This window comes from Paenibacillus piscarius (genome assembly GCF_022234545.1).
Lineage (GTDB): Bacteria > Bacillota > Bacilli > Paenibacillales > Paenibacillaceae > Paenibacillus_AQ > Paenibacillus_AQ piscarius.
In genome coordinates, this window is the sequence record NZ_JAIEUI010000002.1 from 564,145 (window position 1) to 581,999 (window position 17,855).

At 54.9% G+C, this 17,855-nt stretch carries 12 protein-coding genes; 6 read left to right on the top strand and 6 right to left on the bottom strand.

All coding sequences use genetic code 11. The features are described 5' to 3' along the window. Positions 1 to 51: 51 nt before the first annotated feature. The gene (locus tag K1558_RS05975) at positions 52 to 1,416 is read right to left on the bottom strand and encodes a response regulator transcription factor (RefSeq protein ID WP_238650469.1); all 1,365 of its coding nucleotides are present in this window, start codon (positions 1,414 to 1,416) and stop codon (positions 52 to 54) included. 316 nt (positions 1,417 to 1,732) lie between these two features. On the opposite strand from K1558_RS05975, the gene K1558_RS05980 reads away from it, so the two are divergent. After that, positions 1,733 to 5,458 (top strand): glycoside hydrolase family 9 protein, encoded by a 3,726-nt coding sequence (locus tag K1558_RS05980; RefSeq protein ID WP_238650470.1) that lies wholly within the window; start codon positions 1,733 to 1,735, stop codon positions 5,456 to 5,458. Positions 5,459 to 5,715: 257 nt separating this feature from the next. Then, a complete protein-coding gene (locus tag K1558_RS05985) occupies positions 5,716 to 6,591 on the top strand; it encodes an ankyrin repeat domain-containing protein (RefSeq protein ID WP_238650471.1) in 876 nt (291 codons plus the stop codon). A 371-nt stretch (positions 6,592 to 6,962) separates the two neighbouring features. Here the strand turns inward: K1558_RS05985 and K1558_RS05990 are convergent, their stop codons facing one another. From K1558_RS05990 to K1558_RS06010, 5 genes are all read right to left on the bottom strand, one after another. Beyond that, on the bottom strand, positions 6,963 to 9,077 hold the full coding sequence (locus tag K1558_RS05990; protein WP_238650472.1) for a serine hydrolase domain-containing protein: 2,115 nt from the start codon (positions 9,075 to 9,077) through the stop codon (positions 6,963 to 6,965). A 70-nt stretch (positions 9,078 to 9,147) separates the two neighbouring features. Beyond that, positions 9,148 to 10,536, bottom strand: coding sequence for a sigma-54 interaction domain-containing protein (locus tag K1558_RS05995; protein WP_238650473.1), 1,389 nt, complete (start codon positions 10,534 to 10,536; stop codon positions 9,148 to 9,150). A 105-nt stretch (positions 10,537 to 10,641) separates the two neighbouring features. Continuing rightward, on the bottom strand, positions 10,642 to 11,595 hold the full coding sequence (locus K1558_RS06000) for a DUF561 domain-containing protein (protein ID WP_238650474.1): 954 nt from the start codon (positions 11,593 to 11,595) through the stop codon (positions 10,642 to 10,644). A 102-nt stretch (positions 11,596 to 11,697) separates the two neighbouring features. Continuing rightward, positions 11,698 to 12,933 (bottom strand): L-lactate MFS transporter, encoded by a 1,236-nt coding sequence (locus tag K1558_RS06005; RefSeq protein ID WP_238650475.1) that lies wholly within the window; start codon positions 12,931 to 12,933, stop codon positions 11,698 to 11,700. A gap of 41 nt (positions 12,934 to 12,974) precedes the next feature. Further along, positions 12,975 to 14,564: an acyl CoA:acetate/3-ketoacid CoA transferase gene (locus tag K1558_RS06010; RefSeq protein ID WP_238650476.1), complete on the bottom strand. Its 1,590-nt coding sequence runs from the start codon at positions 14,562 to 14,564 to the stop codon at positions 12,975 to 12,977. Between K1558_RS06010 and K1558_RS06015 the strand changes: the two genes are divergently transcribed. The 4 genes from K1558_RS06015 to K1558_RS06030 all read left to right on the top strand — a co-directional run bounded on the left by K1558_RS06015 (position 14,539) and on the right by K1558_RS06030 (position 17,854). Further along, entirely contained in the window at positions 14,539 to 15,204 is a 666-nt protein-coding gene (locus tag K1558_RS06015; RefSeq protein WP_238650477.1) for a hypothetical protein, read from the top strand. The genes K1558_RS06010 and K1558_RS06015 overlap by 26 nt on opposite strands. Positions 15,205 to 15,261: 57 nt before the next feature. After that, positions 15,262 to 16,872: a xylulokinase gene (locus K1558_RS06020; RefSeq protein WP_238650478.1), complete on the top strand. Its 1,611-nt coding sequence runs from the start codon at positions 15,262 to 15,264 to the stop codon at positions 16,870 to 16,872. A 2-nt stretch (positions 16,873 to 16,874) separates the two neighbouring features. Continuing rightward, positions 16,875 to 17,168, top strand: a complete 294-nt coding sequence (locus K1558_RS06025; RefSeq protein ID WP_238650479.1) for a hypothetical protein — start codon at positions 16,875 to 16,877, stop codon at positions 17,166 to 17,168. Between the two features lie 371 nt (positions 17,169 to 17,539). Continuing rightward, positions 17,540 to 17,854, top strand: coding sequence for a helix-turn-helix domain-containing protein (locus tag K1558_RS06030; RefSeq protein WP_238650480.1), 315 nt, complete (start codon positions 17,540 to 17,542; stop codon positions 17,852 to 17,854). Position 17,855 lies beyond the last annotated feature (1 nt).

The window sequence follows — 17,855 nt, forward strand, 5'->3', positions numbered from 1 at the left end:
TGCTTCAGTCTGAGCCTCAGCCTCTGTCTCAGCCTCTTCTTAAGCCTCTTCTTAAGCTTCTGCTTCAGCCCGCTCCCCTCCTCTGGCCTGCTTGCGGAATTCCGCCGGGGTCAGGCCCAGCACCCGCTTGAACATCCGGCTGAAATGCTCCGGTGATTCATACCCGACCGCATAGGCAACCTCATACCGCTTCTTGTCGGTGGTCGCCATCAGATGCTTGGCCTCCTCCATCCGCAGGGCGGTCACATAATCCCACAGATTCATCCGCATCTCGCGCTTGAAAATATACCCCAGATGGGCCGCACTGAAGTGGACCTCCTCGGAAATATCCTGGATTTTGAGCGCCGGGTTACGGTAGTTATTCTGAATGAAGCTGGTAATCCTTGAAATGACGCCCGGTGCTGCTGCCTCAGACTCCTGCGCCGTTAACTCTGTATCCGGCTGCTGCCCCCGGTTCAGATGCTCCTGCATCGCGAAATCGCCATAGTAGAACACCTGATGCCCGGGATGAACGCTATTCCAGCCGGCAGCCGTATCCGCCTCCTCCAGCAGTCCGGGAAGGGTGGCGATGCCCTCGCCCAGAGTGCTGAGTCCGATCACCGCCTCCGTATTCAGATGCCGCTTCAGATTCATCGCAATCATCTGCCCGATCATCTGAATCTGCGAGTGAACACTGACCCGGGGATCCTCCCTGTCCTCAGCGGATAGCTGGATCAGGCTGATGATGGAATGGCCGAAGCCATTGAAGGTAACGCCATTCCACTCCGCCAGCGTCTCGTTCATAATATTAAGCGCAGCATATTTCAGTAATTTGCGGTCCTGCAGTGTCACCTGCTGGCGGCTGAAGCCGGCCCGGCTGTAATCGATGCGGATGGAGATCACTCCGTAAAAAGGACCGTGCAGCAGGCCCCCCAGCTCACCGGTAATCTGCTCCATATCCTGCGGCGTCAGATTCCGCTCGGTCACCAGCTCCATCAGCCATTCATCACGCCGCTCTTGCCTGCGGATGGAAGCAGGCTCCGGCTGCGGACGGGTGTCCGGCAGCTCCTTCCGGGTTAACGCTTTGCGGACCACCCGGAGCAGTTCGGTCCGCTCTACCGGCTTCACCAGGTAGTCCCTGGCCCCGAGCCGGAGCGATTTTTTGGCAAAATCAAATTTCTCATGGGCCGAAATCACAATCACCGGAACATTCCACTGCTCCATATAGATGTTCTCCATGAGTTCGATGCCGCTCATCCGGCCCATCTGGATGTCGGTCAGCACCAGATCGAACTGATCCATCCGCAAATAATCGATCGCTTCAAACCCGTTGACTGCGGTCTCCACCGCTGTAATGTTCATATCCGAGGATAACAGGAAATTCCTAATCCCCGCGCTCACTCTCGGCTCATCATCCACCACCAGAATTTTATACATGCCGTTCCCCCTTCGCTGCTCCATTCACACACTTATGCATGCTCACGCCTGATTTCACCTTACACTCGCTATAATTCACCGTAGATGATCTATTTCATTTATTATGTGATCTATATCAGGAATCCTTGCAGCCGGAAGCTTCGTAACCTGCCCATTCAAGGACAGTAAGCCGTTACAGCCCTATTATAGATCACAGATTTCCGGTAATTCATCATCGATTAGTGATGGTAACTCTTTTATGCTACTTTTGCAAGCGTTTTCATATAAAAGAAAGGAGAGCCGGATGAACGATATTCTATCATGAGGAGGTTCTACCATGTTCACAGGAAGCCCATTCACCACGAGCCTTAAAAAAGTATTGTCTGTAAGCCTCAGCCTATTGTTAATTCTATGTACGGTTGCTCTGTCCCCCCGGCCAGCCGCTGCTGCGGTTGCCCCCTTGCCCGGCCCTGCACACCCGCTCCTGTACGATGACTTCGCCAGCGGCGGACTGTTCAAGCAGAACTGGACGAACTGGTTCAATCAGAGCGGCGGCAGCGGAACCTTCACCAAGACTACGGACGGCACCCGTACGATCGGCAAGTTCACACAGACCCCGGCCTCTGCCTCTTCCTGGGCCAAGTTTCAGCCGATGAACGAGACCTTCGACCTCTCCGGCTACCGCTATATGAACCTGTCCCTGAATAATGGCGGCTATGCCCAGTCTCTTGTCCGGGTAGTCATTAGCGACGGCATTACCAATTACAATCTGACCGGAGGATATGTGCCTGCCACAGCGGCCTGGACCAGCCTGCAGTTTGACCTGGATGCCCTCTCCCCTAAGATTCAGAAGAAAAAGGTCAAGCTGGAGCTTTGGCTCAGACAGGCGGGCGGCACCTACGGGGAAATGTGGGTAGACGACATCACGTTCACTACAGCCGCAAGCGGCAGCGCCCCCCAGTTAAGCCCGGCAGGCATGACCGCCAATACGGATGGCAGCTACAACCAGAATACGGATTTCTCCTTTGAAGCCGTCTATACCGATGCAGATAATGAAGCTCCCTTCGCTGTACAGGTCATTATCGATGATACCGCCTATGCCATGCGTGAATCCGACCCTGCAGATGTAACCTATACGGACGGCAAAAAATACAGCTTCCTGACGAAGCTCCCGGCAGGCACCCATACCTACTATTTCCGCACCACCGATACGACCTCCGATGAAGTCACCACCAGTGTCCAGACGCTGAACGTTGTTCAAGCCTCCTCCGTGTTTGATATTGCTGTGAGCCAGGCCGGTTACAGCGCGGGTGATATCAAGAATGCCAAATTCATCTCAGACACCACAGTCACAGATGCTACTTATGAAATACTGGACGGAACTAACGTAGTCTACTCCGGCACGATGACCTATGAGGGTCTGCACTGGAACAAGCATGTGTACTCGATCGGCTTCACCCCGCTCACGGATTCCGGGAGCAACTATAGAGTGCGGAGCAATCAGGTGTATTCTTATCCTTTTGAGATCGCTCCGAACCTGTGGGATCAATACAAGGATGAAATGACCGCCTTCTACCGGCTGCTGCGCGCCTCGGTCGCGACCAGCGATGCTTATCCTGCGGGGTACAGCAGTGTAGCCCCTTCGGCTAAGCTCTACCACGGGGCCGGCCATCTGGATGATGCGCAGTCTGCGGACGGCCTGACCCATTATGATCTGACCGGCAGCTGGTACGACGCCGGAGATTACGGCAAATACGGCGGCAACCAGTGGGTCGGCGCGGAGATTGCCCTGGCCTATATCCGTTATGCTGACCATGACAGTGTAAAATACGATAACGACAGCAACGGGATTCCTGACCTGGTGGACGAAGCCGTCTTCGGCAGTGAATACCTGATTAAGTTCGCGGATCAGCTCGGCGGGGAGATGTACAATCTCCGCAACAACGCTTCATTCGTCCATCCTGAGAAATCCACCGACAATATCTCCGGCACCGCCGACGACCGCAAGCTGACGGACCTGAGTGTCGGCGGCTCGGCCAAGTCGGCAGGTACACTCGCCGCCACCGCACGGGCGATCCGCACAGCGATTGACGAAGGGGACATCCCGTCCGCTCAGATCGCGGAGCTTACGGAATTCGCGGAACAATGTGAGAGTGCGGCAGTAGTCTTTTATGAATATGTGGTTGCCCATCCTGACGGTCCGATCGGCTCTTATTCCACCAGAGGGGGCATTCCCAATTCCAAGCTGCTGGCGGATGTGGAGCTCTACCTGCTGACCGGCGAAGCCAAATACAAGAATGCTGCTACCGCTACCATTAACGCGCTGACTCTAGGCGACATCTCCTCCACCAACTACTGGGATATGAGTCCGATGTCCATGGCTGAATTCTATCCGGTTGCCGATGCTGCCACACAATCGCATATTCATAGCCTGCTCAAGGGGCAGGCGGATTACTTCCTCTCCATGGCCGATGATACCCCGTACGGGGTGCTGAACCAGTTCAAAAACTTCGGGGTGAACGAGCCCCATGCCTCTTACCTCGGTGATCTGCTGCGGTACTATGAATTGTTCGGTGATCCGGCTGCGCTGCAAGGGGTGCTGAAGGGGATGTACTGGCTGTTCGGGGAGAATCCGTGGAATATCAGCTGGGTCTCCGGCATCGGCACCCGTCATGTGATGTTCCCGCATACCCGTTACAATGAGGAATCCAATACGCCGGGAGATACCGGGATTATTCTTCCGGGAGCGATGGTCAGCGGACCTAATATGAAGGACCCCAAGAACAAGAGCAGCGTCAGCCCGTGGTATCAGGACCGCTCGCTCTACCTGGATGATACGAACCAGTGGCGGTATAACGAGTTCAGCATCAGCATTCAGGCCGGATTGCTCTACACCGTTATGGGCTTGAGCGCTACTCCGGGGACGGGTGCAGATGTTGCCGCGGTGCCGCCGGCCCTGCCGGTCCTCTCGCCTGTGATTGGGGATTGGGTGCGGGGCAATGTAACGGTATTCGCGCGTGCGGGCGAGGAGTTGAGTCAGGTGGAATATGCGGCAACTGGCTTGCCTTATCAGCCGATGACGGTCTCCGGTAACGTGTATTCCACGGTGAGCGGTGCCGTCTACACTGCAGTCATAGATGAGAGTCAAGCCTTGCCTTATACGAATAAAAGAATCGATGTCCGCGCCAAAGACCCATCCGGCGGGTACACCTACAGCTCCACACATTACACCGTAGCTCCGGCACTGCCGGACCCTTCCACTCCGCTGCTCTATGATGATTTCGGAGGCGGCGGCTTCTGGGGAGGTTCAGCGGCCAATACCACCTGGGTCAACTGGTATAACCAGAACGGCGGCACAGGAACGTTCGCCAAGGTCACCGCAGACGGGCGTACCGCCGGCCAGTTCAGCCAGACCCCGGCCAGTGTGAACTCTGCGGCGAAGTTCCAGCCCTGGAATGATGTCGTCGATCTCAGCGGCTATCAATATTTGAACATCAGCCTGAAGAATCCGGCCTCGCCTGATCTGCGGACACGGATTGAAATCAATGACGGCAAGCGGACCTATAATCTGACCGGAGGCTGGGTAGCAGTTCCTGCGAGTTGGAATGATCTGCAATTTGATCTGAATGCCCTGACCCCGGCTATAGATAAGAAGGCAGTGAAGATGTCCATCTGGCTGAAACAGAACAGCGTCACGCCAGGACAAATGCTAGTTGACGAGATTAAAGCGACCAATAAGGTCAGCGGAAGCGCACCTACCCTGACCGCTGGCGGTGTAAATCACACTACCGGCACCACACAGACGGACTATACCTTCACAGTCACTTATACTGATGCGGACAATCAGGCACCTTTTGCCATGGAGCTGATTCTGGACGGCGTCGTCCGCACCATGCAGCCTGCCAATCCAAGTGACAATAACTATGCGGATGGCCGAATCTATCAATACACCACCAAGCTGCCCCCGGGCCAGCACTCCTATTACTTCCATACCACGGATACCTTCACCGATGCGGTGAGTACCGGGGTGGAGAGTGGGCCGGGGGTTAGTGAGGAGCCGTAACGGCTGGAGAGATGTAGAGGTGGCGGAGACGCAAGAATACCCAGCACTTCAGTTCCAGTAGGAGGAAATTGGCGAGTTTGAAGGTGGAATAGAGAAAGGATATACTATAGCCATGTACAGCGGTGCAGTCTGATAGCATACTTCTTGCTGCTAGGCTGCATCGCTGTAACATCGGACTTGTCATAGCTAATCCCCGCAGATTGTTGGCAGGAGGACCGGGACTGGGGTGATAGCGGATGAACGGAGGGAGTTTTACGATGAGCGATGAAGAGATCATGTGGCTGACTATTGACGATCCGCTGGCGAAGTCTGTGGTACAGGCGATTCGTACCGGCGATGTGCCGGGATTGACACAGCTGCTGGCCGGAAACCCGGGATTGGCCACAGCCCGGATTGTTGGGGCTGAAGAGGGGCGGGCAAGTAACGAAGGCGGTGGCAACGGGGATAGTGGCGGCGATGATGGGGAAAGCGCAAGCGGCGGGAACACTGGCGGCGGCTCTGATCGCGGGATGTCGCGCACGCTGCTGCATATTGCCACGGACTGGCCGGGGCATTATCCCAATAATGCAGCGGTAGTTACTGCGCTGATTGAAGCAGGAGCGGAAGTGAACGCGCAGTTCAGCGGTCCGCACCGCGAGACGGCACTGCACTGGGCAGCAAGCAGTGATGACGTGGAGGTGCTGAACCTGCTGCTCGATGCTGGCGCTGACATCGAGGCCCCGGGCGCCGTCATCGCCGGCGGTACCCCGCTGGACGATGCTGTGGCATTCGCGCAGTGGCGGGCGGCGCAGCGGCTGGTGGAGCGGGGTGCACAGCCTGCAGTATGGCACGCGGCGGCGCTCGGGCTGCTTGATGCGCTGGAGGCACACTTCGCCGGACATCCGCTACCGCGCCGCTACCCTTGGGGCACAAGCTCTGCTTCAGCAGCACCGGACGAGGTAAACGTCGCGTTCTGGTGTGCCTGCCACGGCGGACAACGCGCCGCCGCTGAATTCCTGCTCGGCCGGGGAGCCGAGCTAAGCTGGCCCTCCCCATGGGACGGCCTCACTCCCCTGGACGCGGCAAGGCGCAGCCAGGCCACAAAACTGGCCGCATGGCTGGAGGGCCTGGGCGCTGAGTCGGCACATCTGTAAGTTGGCCGGTGGATTCAAGGGCATTAATACACTTCATTCCCGCACTAAGCCAACTTTTACGGAATTCAAGTGTATTTATACACCTCATTCGCCCATCCAGCCAACTTTTACGAAATTCAAGTGTATTAATACACCTCATTCGCTCATCCAGTCCACTTTTGCGGAATTCAAGTGTATTAATGCACCTCATTCGCCCGTCCAGCCTACTTTCGCAGAATTCAAGTGTATTAATGCACCTCATCCCCGCCCTGCGCCCGCTTCCCGCAACATCAGAGCGCCAGAAACGAAACAGGACCGGCCCAAGGCCGGTCCTGTTCCCCTTATAATAGAAGCTTCCCATCGGGACAGCTTCCCATCAACTACCTGTAACCTTACTTCCCGCCATCAGCTTGCGACAGCTTGGTTACGATCTGGCTGATCGGGTTCGTGAACAGCGCATACAGGATGGCGGCGTTCTCCTTCTTGCTCAGCGCGGCTTTGGACTTGTAGTCCACAGCGCCCTTGGCATCGGGCTTGAAGTCCGGTCCGTACAGACCCAGAGCCACGGCCATCTTCACGGCCGGAACGGCCCATTTGTCCGTAGTGCCGGACAGCTTGACCTTCTCGAACAGCTTATCCGGGTATTGCTTATTGTATGCTCTCCATATTAAGACCGCGGCCTCCTGGCGGGTAATCACCCGGTCCGGCTGGAATTCTCCGCTGGCCGTTCCTTCAATCATTCCCAGCTCAACAGCCTGCTGGATGTAAGCAGCATCGGGATGGCCCTGCAGATCCGGGAAGGCCAGCTTCTCAGTCGTACTTCCCTTGAGCCCGCTGCTCTCCATCATCAGCCGCACATACTGGGCGCGCGTAATGCCCGAGTCAGGCTGGAAGCTCAGCGATGCATCATTCGGCAGGTACCCCAGCGACTGAAGCATCTTCACCGGAGCTGCATACGGATGGCCTGCGGGAACATCAGCGTAACCCACGCCGTCCGGCCCTCTCTGGGCGTAGCCGAATGGATTAAGGTACGGCTCCTTCATATAGGCGCTTTGACCGTCCGCTGTCAGGGCGAAGCCCGTTAGTTTGCCGGTCAGCTCATCCGTGAACAAATTATCGTCTATCTGGATCAGCTTGCGGGCCCCCAGTAGAGCATCATTAATCATTAGCGCACCATTCTGCACGGAGACTGTAGACACCATACTCTTCAAACGCAGATCCGCATAGTAGCCGGTGAAGGCCTTCAGCGCTTCAGCGCTCATCGGCTTGTAGGCATCCTGCTTCACCGGTGCGGTATATTGCGGGAAGAACGTCTGGATAAAAGCCGGATAGAACAGCTCCCGCAGTGCACTCTGCTGATTATAGGCAATGAACACCCCGGTGTTCTGCTCTGGGATCAGGAACATATAAGTGCTGAAGCCGATCAAATCACCGGCCTTGGTGATAATCTTAGGATTGCTGCCCGCGCCGGGAAGCTGGAATGCCGCTTCAAAGCCGTAAGTGGTATTCGGCAGCAGCGGATGAATCGAAGAACGGTATTCCTCCATCGATTGTACCGTATCCGTCTTCAGAATGCGGTTCGTACCCGCTGCTCCTCCATCCAGAAAAGCAGTCATGAACTTGGCAATATCATCGCCAGTAGACAGCATACCGCCTTGAGGCATCACGGTTGGCGTCAAAGTGTACAGATCCACAGCCTTACCGGTTGCGTCATAAGCCGTAGCCAGGTTGTCCTTCAGCTTGCCTTCCAGCAGGAAGCCGCTTGAATCCATCTTCAGCGGAGCGAAGACATGCTGCTGCATATAATCCTCATAAGGCATCCCGCTGGCCTTCTCCACCACCAGACCGAGCAGCATCGAAGCGAAGTTGTCATACATGTAAGAGGTGCCCGGCTTGCGCACCACCGGCGGCATATGCTTCACCACATAATCCTCAATCGACACCTTGGTGGTAAAATCCTGGTTGATATCCTCCGGCAGCGGGTCCTGGATACGGAAGCCGGTCGTGTGAGTCAGCAGATCCGCAACCGTTACCGGAACACCGAAGGGATTATCGAAGTTCATTTTGCCGGTATAGGTTTGAAAATCCGCCTTCAGATCAAGCTTGCCCTGCTCCACGAGCTGCATAGCGGCAACGGCATTGAAGGTTTTGGAGACGGAGGCCATACGGAAGACGGTCTTGTCAGGGTCAACCTTGCTTTTGGCAGCCTTATCTGCGTATCCGAAGCCTTCCTTAACAATTGTCTTCCCGTCCTTAACGACTACGACAACAGCACCGGCAAGCTGGGCCTGCACATCCTTCGAGCTGAAGAACGGCTTAAGGAAGGCATCGACATTCTCGGCGGTCAGCGGCTTGCCCGTAACAGCGGCAGCGGCCGGAGCGGCCGGGGAAGCAGGGGGCACGGTGGCGGCCTGGACAGCCGGAGCCGTCAATGTCAGAACCAATGCAGCGGATAACACGGTCTTCGTCCACAAGGCAGAGCGGTTACGTAACAATGACAAATTCATTCACTTCACTCCATTTCCATAGATTAATAGGCATAGTAGTTAATACGCCTGATCCTGGAAATTGGTTCACTTAATTCCCCAGTACTTCTTCCATCTTCTTCAGCTTCCGGTAGATCACCGACCGGTCTACGTTCAGGCGCTTAGCCGCCTCCGTCCCGTTCCCGGCGCAATCCTGGAGCACTTTTTTGATATAATGGCCCTCTGCTACAGCAGTGAAATCCTTCAGGGTGGAGAGCTGGTGCTTATTCTTCTCGATAAAATGGTCGAGTGAGAACCAGTCGCCGATCTGCTCCTCCTCCTGCGGACTCTGACCCACATGCTCAGTCACCACCAGCCGCTCGATGTAATTCCGCAGCTCTCTGACATTCCCGTGCCAGGGCTGGTTCAGCATATGGTTGAACTCCTCGGCGCTGAGCACATACTTCTTGCCGTACATCTGATTGAAGCTGGCGATGAAGCTGGAGATCAGCCCCACCAGGTCGAGCTTCCGGTTGCGCAGCGGCGGAATATGAATCGGAATGACGTTGATCCGGTAATACAGATCCTCGCGGAACAGCCCTTTTTTGACCAGACTCCATAAATCTCGGTTCGTCGCAGAGATCACCCGGCAGTTGACCGGGATATTCGTCAGGCCGCCTACCCGCCGCACTTCATTATTCTCCAGCACCCGCAATAGCTTGGCCTGCATCTCCATCGGCAAATCTGCAATCTCATCCAGAAAAAGCACCCCGCCGTTCGCGATCTCAATCATGCCCGCCTTGACCTCTGTCTGCCCTTCAAGGACACCCTTCTCGTAGCCGAACAGCTCATATTCGAACAAGGCCGGAGCAATCGCGGCACAGTTAATGGCAATGAAGGGGCCCTTCCATTTTTCGCTTTTGAGATGAATATACTTGGCAATGACCTCTTTACCCGTCCCGGATTCGCCGTAGATCAGCACCTTGCTGTCGTAAGAAGCAATCTGGTTGCAGACCTTGATAATCTGCTTCATCGCCAGACTCTCGGCGACCAGCCCTTCGTTCTTCTCTGCTGCCGCCTTGCCGAGCTGCTTGTTGATCTGCTGGGCGACCGGCACATTCGCTTCATAATAGTTATGCTCCTGGCTGAATTCATTGGAGGTGGTGACGACCAGCTGTACCTCCCCGTCCTTATCCAGAATAGGAATCGCCGACGAGAACACATGGAAGCCTCTGGAGGTATTGACGGTTCTCGAGACCTTCTGCTTCGTCGCAATGGCCTCCATCGTGATGGAATGGCTGTAATAGCCTGCCTTCACCAGGTCCTGAACGTTGGCCTTAAGCAACTCTTCCAGATGAATGCCGATGGTGAGCGCGGTGAATTCATTGGAGATTAAGATATTCCCGTTCTGGTCGGTGACAAACAGGGTCGAAGGATATTCTTCTACGAATTCGTCGAGCGCGGGTTTACCTGTGTTTTTGTTTTTTTTGGTCACATTCATCAGTCCCAATCCATGATATTAATCGCTTACATTCCGGTCAGACAAAAAGCCAAACAGCATCATTAGATCAATGATACCATTTGGCTGATGCAGCGCAAACTTTAATCAGGCATGAACCACGGAATTAAAGGATACTTTGCTCATCTTCTCCATAACCTCTTGTGCTTCAGCGAACATGGTGGTGATCATCTCTTCCACAGTGGTAATCTTGTTGACCATGCCGCAGATCTGGCCGGCCATGACGGAACCGGTATCAGTATCTCCCTCGAACACAGCTCTGCGCAGGGAACCCAGGCTTAAGCTCTCCAGCTCTTCACGCGAAGCCTTCGCATCCTCCAGTCTGAGGTACTCGGCGATCATGCTGTTCTTGATGCTTCTTACAGGTCCGCCCAGGCTGCGGCCGGTTACGGTGGTGCTGGTATCATCGGCATTCACAACTGCCAGCTTGAAATTCTCATGCGTCGGGCATTCCACAGTAGCCAGGAACCGGGTACCAACCTGCACACCCTGGGCTCCCAAGGCAAAAGCAGCGGCAATCCCGCGTCCATCGGCAATCCCGCCGGCCCCAATGACCGGAATGGATACGGCACTGGCAACCTGCGGCAGCAGAGCCATCGTGGTCGTCTCGCCCACATGTCCGCCCGCTTCAGTTCCTTCAGCCACGATTGCATCTACGCCGAGGGCTTCCATTTTCTTGGCGATTTTGACCGAAGGGACGACCGGAATCACGATGATGCCATGCTCCTTCAGAACCGGCATATATGGGGCAGGTGTGCCTGCGCCTGTAGTTACGATCTTCACGCCTTCTTCAATAATAACCTGGATCAGCTCAGGGATATTGTTCATCATCAGCATCAGATTGACGGCAAACGGCTTGTCGGTGCTCGCTTTGGCCTTGCGGATCTCGTCACGGAGACGGTCAGCGGTGAAGCCGCCGGAGCCGATAATCCCCAGCCCGCCTGCGTTGGACACTGCGCCTACCAGAGGAGAGACCGCAATCTGAGCCATACCGCCCTGGAAAATCGGATATTTGATTCCTAATAGTTGTGTAATCGACATTGTCATGTACCTCCATGTGTTATATGAATTTGTATTATTATTGTAGATTTGATCTTGAAGCATATCCGTCGCTGCGGTGAACATTTGGACTTCCGGCACTCCCTAAGCAGCCTTCGCCACTTCCGGTTCGGGCTTCTGCTTCTCCATGGCCTTATAGACGAAGGTCAAGGCGAAGCCGACCAGGGAGATGACCAGTGCGATATAGAAGGCATTCGTGAAGTTGCCGTCATTGGCTGCCGCCACACTGCCGGCGATTCTCGGTCCGAAGAAGGCCGCTCCCGAGTAGCCGATGAAGGTGACGCCGTAGTTCACGCCGTAATATTTCATCCCGAACTTCTCACCGACAATGGACGGGAAGATGCCCATCGTTCCGCCGAAGCAGAGGCCGATCCCGGCAATCGCTACGGCAAATCCGGCTACGGAAGACGTTAGAGCAATCGTAAGCATCATCGCCGAAATAACGAGATAGATCATCAGCAGGCATTTTACGCGGCCGATTCTATCGGATACCGCACCCCAGAACACACGGCCGAGACAGTTGCTCAGCGAGTAGAGACTGACGTAAAGAGCGGCGGCTGCGGCAGTTAAGCCGAACATTTTTTGCCCGATGACAGAGGCATTTGCGGTTACCATCATACCAGACAGGGCGCCGATCAGGAACAGGCACGCAATCACATAGAACAAAGGCTTCTTGATCATCTCATTCCATGGGATATTGACTCCGCCCCTCGCGGCTGCGGCAGCCGGAGGCGTCCAGCCCTCAGGAGCATAACCGGCAGGAGCGGGCTTCACCAGCAGGCCCAGACCAAGAACAATAACCAGGAACGCAACGCCGAGTGTGATTAATGCAGATTGTACACCATTACTGCTGATCAGCGCATTGGCGATAGGAGCGATTACGATGGTGCCCCCGCCATATCCGGCTGTAACGATCCCTGCTGCTAGCCCTCTTTTATCCGGAAAAAGCTTCACGCTGTTGCCGATCGTCGAGGAATACACAATCCCCTGGCCGATCCCCGTGATTACACCGTAGGTGATATACAGCATCCAAGGAGCGGTAGCCAGCCCCGAGAGGATGAATCCGAGGCCGAACATGGCCCCGCCGATGAAGACCGCCTTCTTGGCCCCGCCTTTATCCACCAGCTTGCCGCCCAGAATCATCGGAATCGGAGAAATCGCTGCATTAATGGTAAAAGCCATCATAATATCCGGCATCGTCACATCGAATACCTTGGTCAGCGGCAGGGCAAAAATACTGAATGCGTAAATTGCGCCTACACAGATGTTAATAATGGTTGAGGCAATGAGTATCCTCCAGCGGTTCAACTGTACGTTCATAATCTCATCTCTTTTCTGATAGGGTTTAGGAATATCACTTGCTATACTAAAACTTCCTGCAGCACCTGGTTCTTCTCAGCAATGATCGACTTCAGCTTGCCCCAGTTCTCCTGGAACATGGCCGGGTCCATCACCTTCAGGTCAGGCGAGATGACCGGCATGAATTCCATCTGATCCAGAACCTCTGTCTGGAGGTCGATGCCCGGCGCGATTTCGGTCAGGGTCACTTTACCGTTCAGCAGTTCAAAGACTGCACGTTCCGTTACATACACCACCGGCTGCTCCACCTTGGCGGCATACGAGCCGCTAAATGTAATCTGCTGAACCTTTCGGATGAATTTCTTGGCCTTACCTTCTTGAATGATGTGCAGCTTGCCGTTCTCCACCTTGATCTGTAACCCGCCCGCTGTAAAAGTGCCCGCGAACACCAGCTTCTTCGCCGCCTGCGAGATATTGATGAACCCGCCGCAGCCCGCTACCCGGGTGCCGAATTTGCTGACGTTGACGTTCCCGTACTCGTCGGTCTGCGCCAGCCCAAGTACCGACAGGTCAATGCCGCCGCCGTCATAGAAGTCAAACTGGGCATCATGATCGACAATCGCCTCGGAGTTGTACGCATGGCCGAAGTCCTTAAGCCCGGCGGGAACGCCGCCAATCGAGCCAGCCTCAGTCGTCAGAATCAGCTGGTCGCTTACGCCCTCTTCGGCGGCGATGTTCGCCACATTGACCGGAATGCCTACACCTAAGTTGAGGATCGTGCTTGGCTGAAGCTCAACGGCGGTGCGGCGGGAGATGATTTTGCGCTCGTCGAGCGGCAGGATTTCAATCGACTCCACCGGCACTTTGACATGGCCGGAGAACGCAGGATTATACTGCGTATTCTCGGTCTGGTAATGATTCTCCGGTGTGGACACCACGATGTAATCCACGAGAATCCCCGGAACCTTCACATCCTTCGGATTCAGCGTGCCGTTCTTCGCTACCGTCTCGACCTGGGCAATCACGATACCGCCGGAGTTGCGGACCGCCTGGGCGATCGGCAGGACCTCCATGTGCAGGCCTTCTTTTTCCAGGGTGAGGTTGCCGTTCTCGTCTGCCACGGTGCCGCGGATCAGGCCGATCTGAATCGGGAACGATTTGTAGAGCAGCCATTCCTCGCCTTCCAGCTCGATCACCTTCACAATGTCTTCCTTCGTGGACGGGGACATCTTGCCGCCCTCTACACGCGGGTCAACGAACGTCTCCATCCCCACCTTGGTAATTACGCCCGGACGCTTGGCGGCAATCTCGCGGTAGAGCTGGGTGATTACCCCCTGAGGCAGGTTGTAGGCCTCGCATTTGTCCTCTTCGATCAGCTTGGCCATCCCCGGGGATGCAATGGCGATCCCGCCGATCCAGCGTTTGATGAGGCCTTCATGGCCCAGGTGGCTCATGCCCTTGTCGCGGCGGTTGCCGACAGCACTGGCGTGCATCACGGTCAGATTCCTCGGCTGTCCGGTCTGCACGAAGCGCTCCTCAATTGCAATCCCCATCTCCTCTGCCCAGCAGGATAATCCAAATCCGCTTGCTGCTACTGTGTCCCCGTCCTTGATGAGTTCCGCTGCTTTGGCGGCTGAAATTACTTTGCTCATTTCATCTGCTCCTCTTTATGTGAATATTTTCACTACAGGTGTTAAAAAAATAATAGCCTTCTGCGTGTCTCTCTCATCCTTCTTCATGTCTCTTATTATTGCTGCGCTGTGGTGCTTCTTGATTGCTGTTCTGTGGTGCTTCTTGCTGACTCTGCGGTGCCTTGCTTTGTTTGTGAAATATTTCGCAATGTCATCGTATTACAGAATATTGGACCGGTCAATAGGGCGGAAATGGCTTAAAATCAAGGTTTTTAAGTGTGGTAAATTTGCGACTGGCTCCGCTGGACGGCCTGAAATTCATGCCGTAATGTTCGATAAAAATTCACAAGCCTGCCCCTATCGCCCCGCTGTCGCACACCGGAATTTCCCCAACCTGAAGCCGGGCAAGTGTCGCAAAATATCCACACTATTTCATGAGGCTCGGCTTGGGCGTTATCCAGATATATTGAAGGCCCCCTTCGCCATGCTGCAAATTGTGCAAATCCGTGAAGGGGATGGTGTAGCGTTAGGAATCTGGCGAAAAAAAATTTTAATATATTTCTCAGCACGCGGAATTCGCAGATTTGCAACAGTATATTCGGGTCAAACCGGCCTAATTCGGGGCGAATATTTGCTGGGTGGGATTGGAAGAGTTGTATGATTTCAGCCTGCTATGCTATATTCGGTTCAACTACATATGGGAGTGAGGAGTGCTGAAATGGGGAATTCTGCGGTGAAAGAGGCGGTTGAACGGGGAGAGACCTCGCTGGGCATTGAGCTGGGGTCCACCCGGATCAAAGCGGTGCTGATCGGCCGGGATTACCAGGTAATCGCATCCGGTACCTATGAATGGGAGAATCAATTGATCGGGGGATACTGGACTTACAATCTTAAGGAAATGATTCAGGGCGTGCAGACGGCCTATCGGCAGTTGAAGCTTGAGGTTCAGGAGCGTTATGGGGTAACGCTGCAAAGAATCGGCTCCATCGGCTGCTCGGCCATGATGCAGGGCTATATTGTACTGGACCAGGACGGGGAGCTGCTGGTTCCCTTCCGTACCTGGCGCAATGCCACAACCGCTGAAGCCGCAGCGGAGCTGACTAGCGTCTTTCAATTCAAAATCCCTGAACGCTGGAGCATCGCCCACCTGTATCAGGCCATTCTGAACAATGAGGCGCATGTGGGCAGCATACGGTATCTAACCACCCTGTCGGGCTACGTTCACTGGCTGCTGACCGGGAATAAGGCGCTGGGCATCGGTGACGCCTCGGGGATGTTCCCTGTGGATGAAACGGCGAAGCAGTACGATGCGGATATGGTGCAGCAGTTTGAACGCTTGCTGGAAGGCAGAGGCTACCCGTGGACGCTGCAAGAGATTCTGCCCCAGGTGTACACGGCCGGGGAACACGCAGGCAGTCTCCATGAGGCGGGGGCCCGGTTGTTGGACCCGTCAGGCAGTTTACAGGCGGGCATTCCCTTGTGTCCGCCCGAAGGCGATGCCGGGACCGGCATGGTGGCGACAAACAGTGTCAGGAGACGCACGGGTAATCTATCTGTGGGAACCTCGATTTTTGCCATGTTCGTACTCGAAAAGAATGTGTCCGCCGTCTACCCTGAAATCGACATCGTGGCTACGCCGGAGGGCAGCCCTGTCGCAATGGTGCTGGCGAATAACTGCTCCGGCGATCTGAATGCCTGGGTCGGCTTGTTCCGCGAATTCTATGAGGCTATGGGACAGAAGCCGGATACGGACCAGTTATTCAGCGTTCTGTTGGGCCAGGCGCTGGAGGGGGACGCAGATGGCGGCGGCTTGCTGAGCTACGGCTACTATTCGGGCGAGAACATCACCGGGCTGGCCCAGGGCCGCCCGCTGTTCGTGCGGTCACCGCAGAGCCGCTTCACGCTGGCCAACTTCATGCGGGTCCATCTGTTCAGCGCCTTCGCTGCGCTGCGGCTCGGGATGGATATCCTCACACAGCAAGAGCAAGTCACGTTCCAACAGCTTACGGCACATGGCGGACTGTTCCGCACCCCGCAGATCGGCCAGCGGATCTGTGCCGCTGCGCTGAACGTTCCCGTATCGGTCATGTCCAATGCCGGGGAAGGCGGCGCATGGGGAATCGCCCTGCTGGCTGCTTATATGCTGCATAAGGAGCCGGCTGAGAGACTGGCAGATTACCTGAGCACTAAGGTGTTCCCTGATGCCGAAGGGGAGGAAGTGTCTCCTGACCGCGCCGATGTAGAAGGATTTAACGTGTATCTGGAGCGTTACAGCGCCGGGCTGGCTATTGAGCAAGCGGCGGTGGATTATTTGGTGGAGAACAGGTGATCATGAGGCTTATCGTACAAGCATTCATTATATCTTGTCTGCTACTATCAGGATGCTCAAGCAAGATCACCATGGACAAGGCAAATGAAATCGCATTGGCAGAGTTCCAGGCCAACTACGAAGAAACCTTCAGCAATTACTCCATGGAGACCAATGAAGGATATTCCTTCAGTGAAAAAAATGGAGATCCAGTCGCTTGCTATAAAATCACCTTTCTTGACGATCAAGTGGTTCCTATTGCAACCTATTTAATCGCTAAGAAAGATGGTGTAATCGTTAAGTCGTACAAACGCTGAAGAACAAAGTTACTTTAATGAGTGACCGATGCTGGTACTTTATGCCCGTTAATTCGGCGCAGGCGTGGCGCGTCCTGCTCATTGCTGATTGTGATCGGTTTTCCGATTACATTTGGCTCACATGCAGCCCACGGTCCCATTGTGATCGGTTTTCCGATTACATTTAGCTCACTCGTTGCCTACGGTCCGATTGTGGTCGGTTTTCCGATTACATTGGGCTCACGCGCCGCCCACGGTCCGATTGTGATCGGTTTTCCGACTACATTTGGCTCACACGTTGCCGCCAGTCCCATTGTCTCCACAGCCCCCTAAAGAAGTTGGAGTCCTCCCCCACAAAAATGTAGACTAGATATAGGAGGAGGATGAACGGTATGGGACACTTAACGGGAACAAGAGAGAAGGCAGCGCAAGAGGTGTTGTCGGGCATTAAGGCAGCGGTGGTTGCCCGGAAGTATGGGGTGACCCCGTCGACGGTGAATCAATGGGTGAGAGATTACCGGGAAGCCCATGGGGAACAAGATCATCCGTATCCCCAAGATCAGGTGGAGGAAATGAAGCGCCTGCTGGACGTCGAGCAGAAATACGAGAAGGCTGTGAAGATACTCGGCGAAAAGGAGTTAGAGATTGAGATTCTGCGTGAACTGCTAAAAAAGCCAACCCCTGCTTATCCGAAAAAATCGAGGTAGC

Coding starts and splice junctions, on each gene's coding strand:
- K1558_RS05975 (WP_238650469.1), bottom strand. CDS start 1,416: ATGTATAAAATTCTGGTGGTGGATGATGAGCCGAGAGTGAGCGCGGGG.
- K1558_RS05980 (WP_238650470.1), top strand. CDS start 1,733: ATGTTCACAGGAAGCCCATTCACCACGAGCCTTAAAAAAGTATTGTCT.
- K1558_RS05985 (WP_238650471.1), top strand. CDS start 5,716: ATGAGCGATGAAGAGATCATGTGGCTGACTATTGACGATCCGCTGGCG.
- K1558_RS05990 (WP_238650472.1), bottom strand. CDS start 9,077: ATGAATTTGTCATTGTTACGTAACCGCTCTGCCTTGTGGACGAAGACC.
- K1558_RS05995 (WP_238650473.1), bottom strand. CDS start 10,536: ATGAATGTGACCAAAAAAAACAAAAACACAGGTAAACCCGCGCTCGAC.
- K1558_RS06000 (WP_238650474.1), bottom strand. CDS start 11,595: ATGTCGATTACACAACTATTAGGAATCAAATATCCGATTTTCCAGGGC.
- K1558_RS06005 (WP_238650475.1), bottom strand. CDS start 12,933: ATGAACGTACAGTTGAACCGCTGGAGGATACTCATTGCCTCAACCATT.
- K1558_RS06010 (WP_238650476.1), bottom strand. CDS start 14,564: ATGAGCAAAGTAATTTCAGCCGCCAAAGCAGCGGAACTCATCAAGGAC.
- K1558_RS06020 (WP_238650478.1), top strand. CDS start 15,262: ATGGGGAATTCTGCGGTGAAAGAGGCGGTTGAACGGGGAGAGACCTCG.
- K1558_RS06025 (WP_238650479.1), top strand. CDS start 16,875: ATGAGGCTTATCGTACAAGCATTCATTATATCTTGTCTGCTACTATCA.
- K1558_RS06030 (WP_238650480.1), top strand. CDS start 17,540: ATGGGACACTTAACGGGAACAAGAGAGAAGGCAGCGCAAGAGGTGTTG.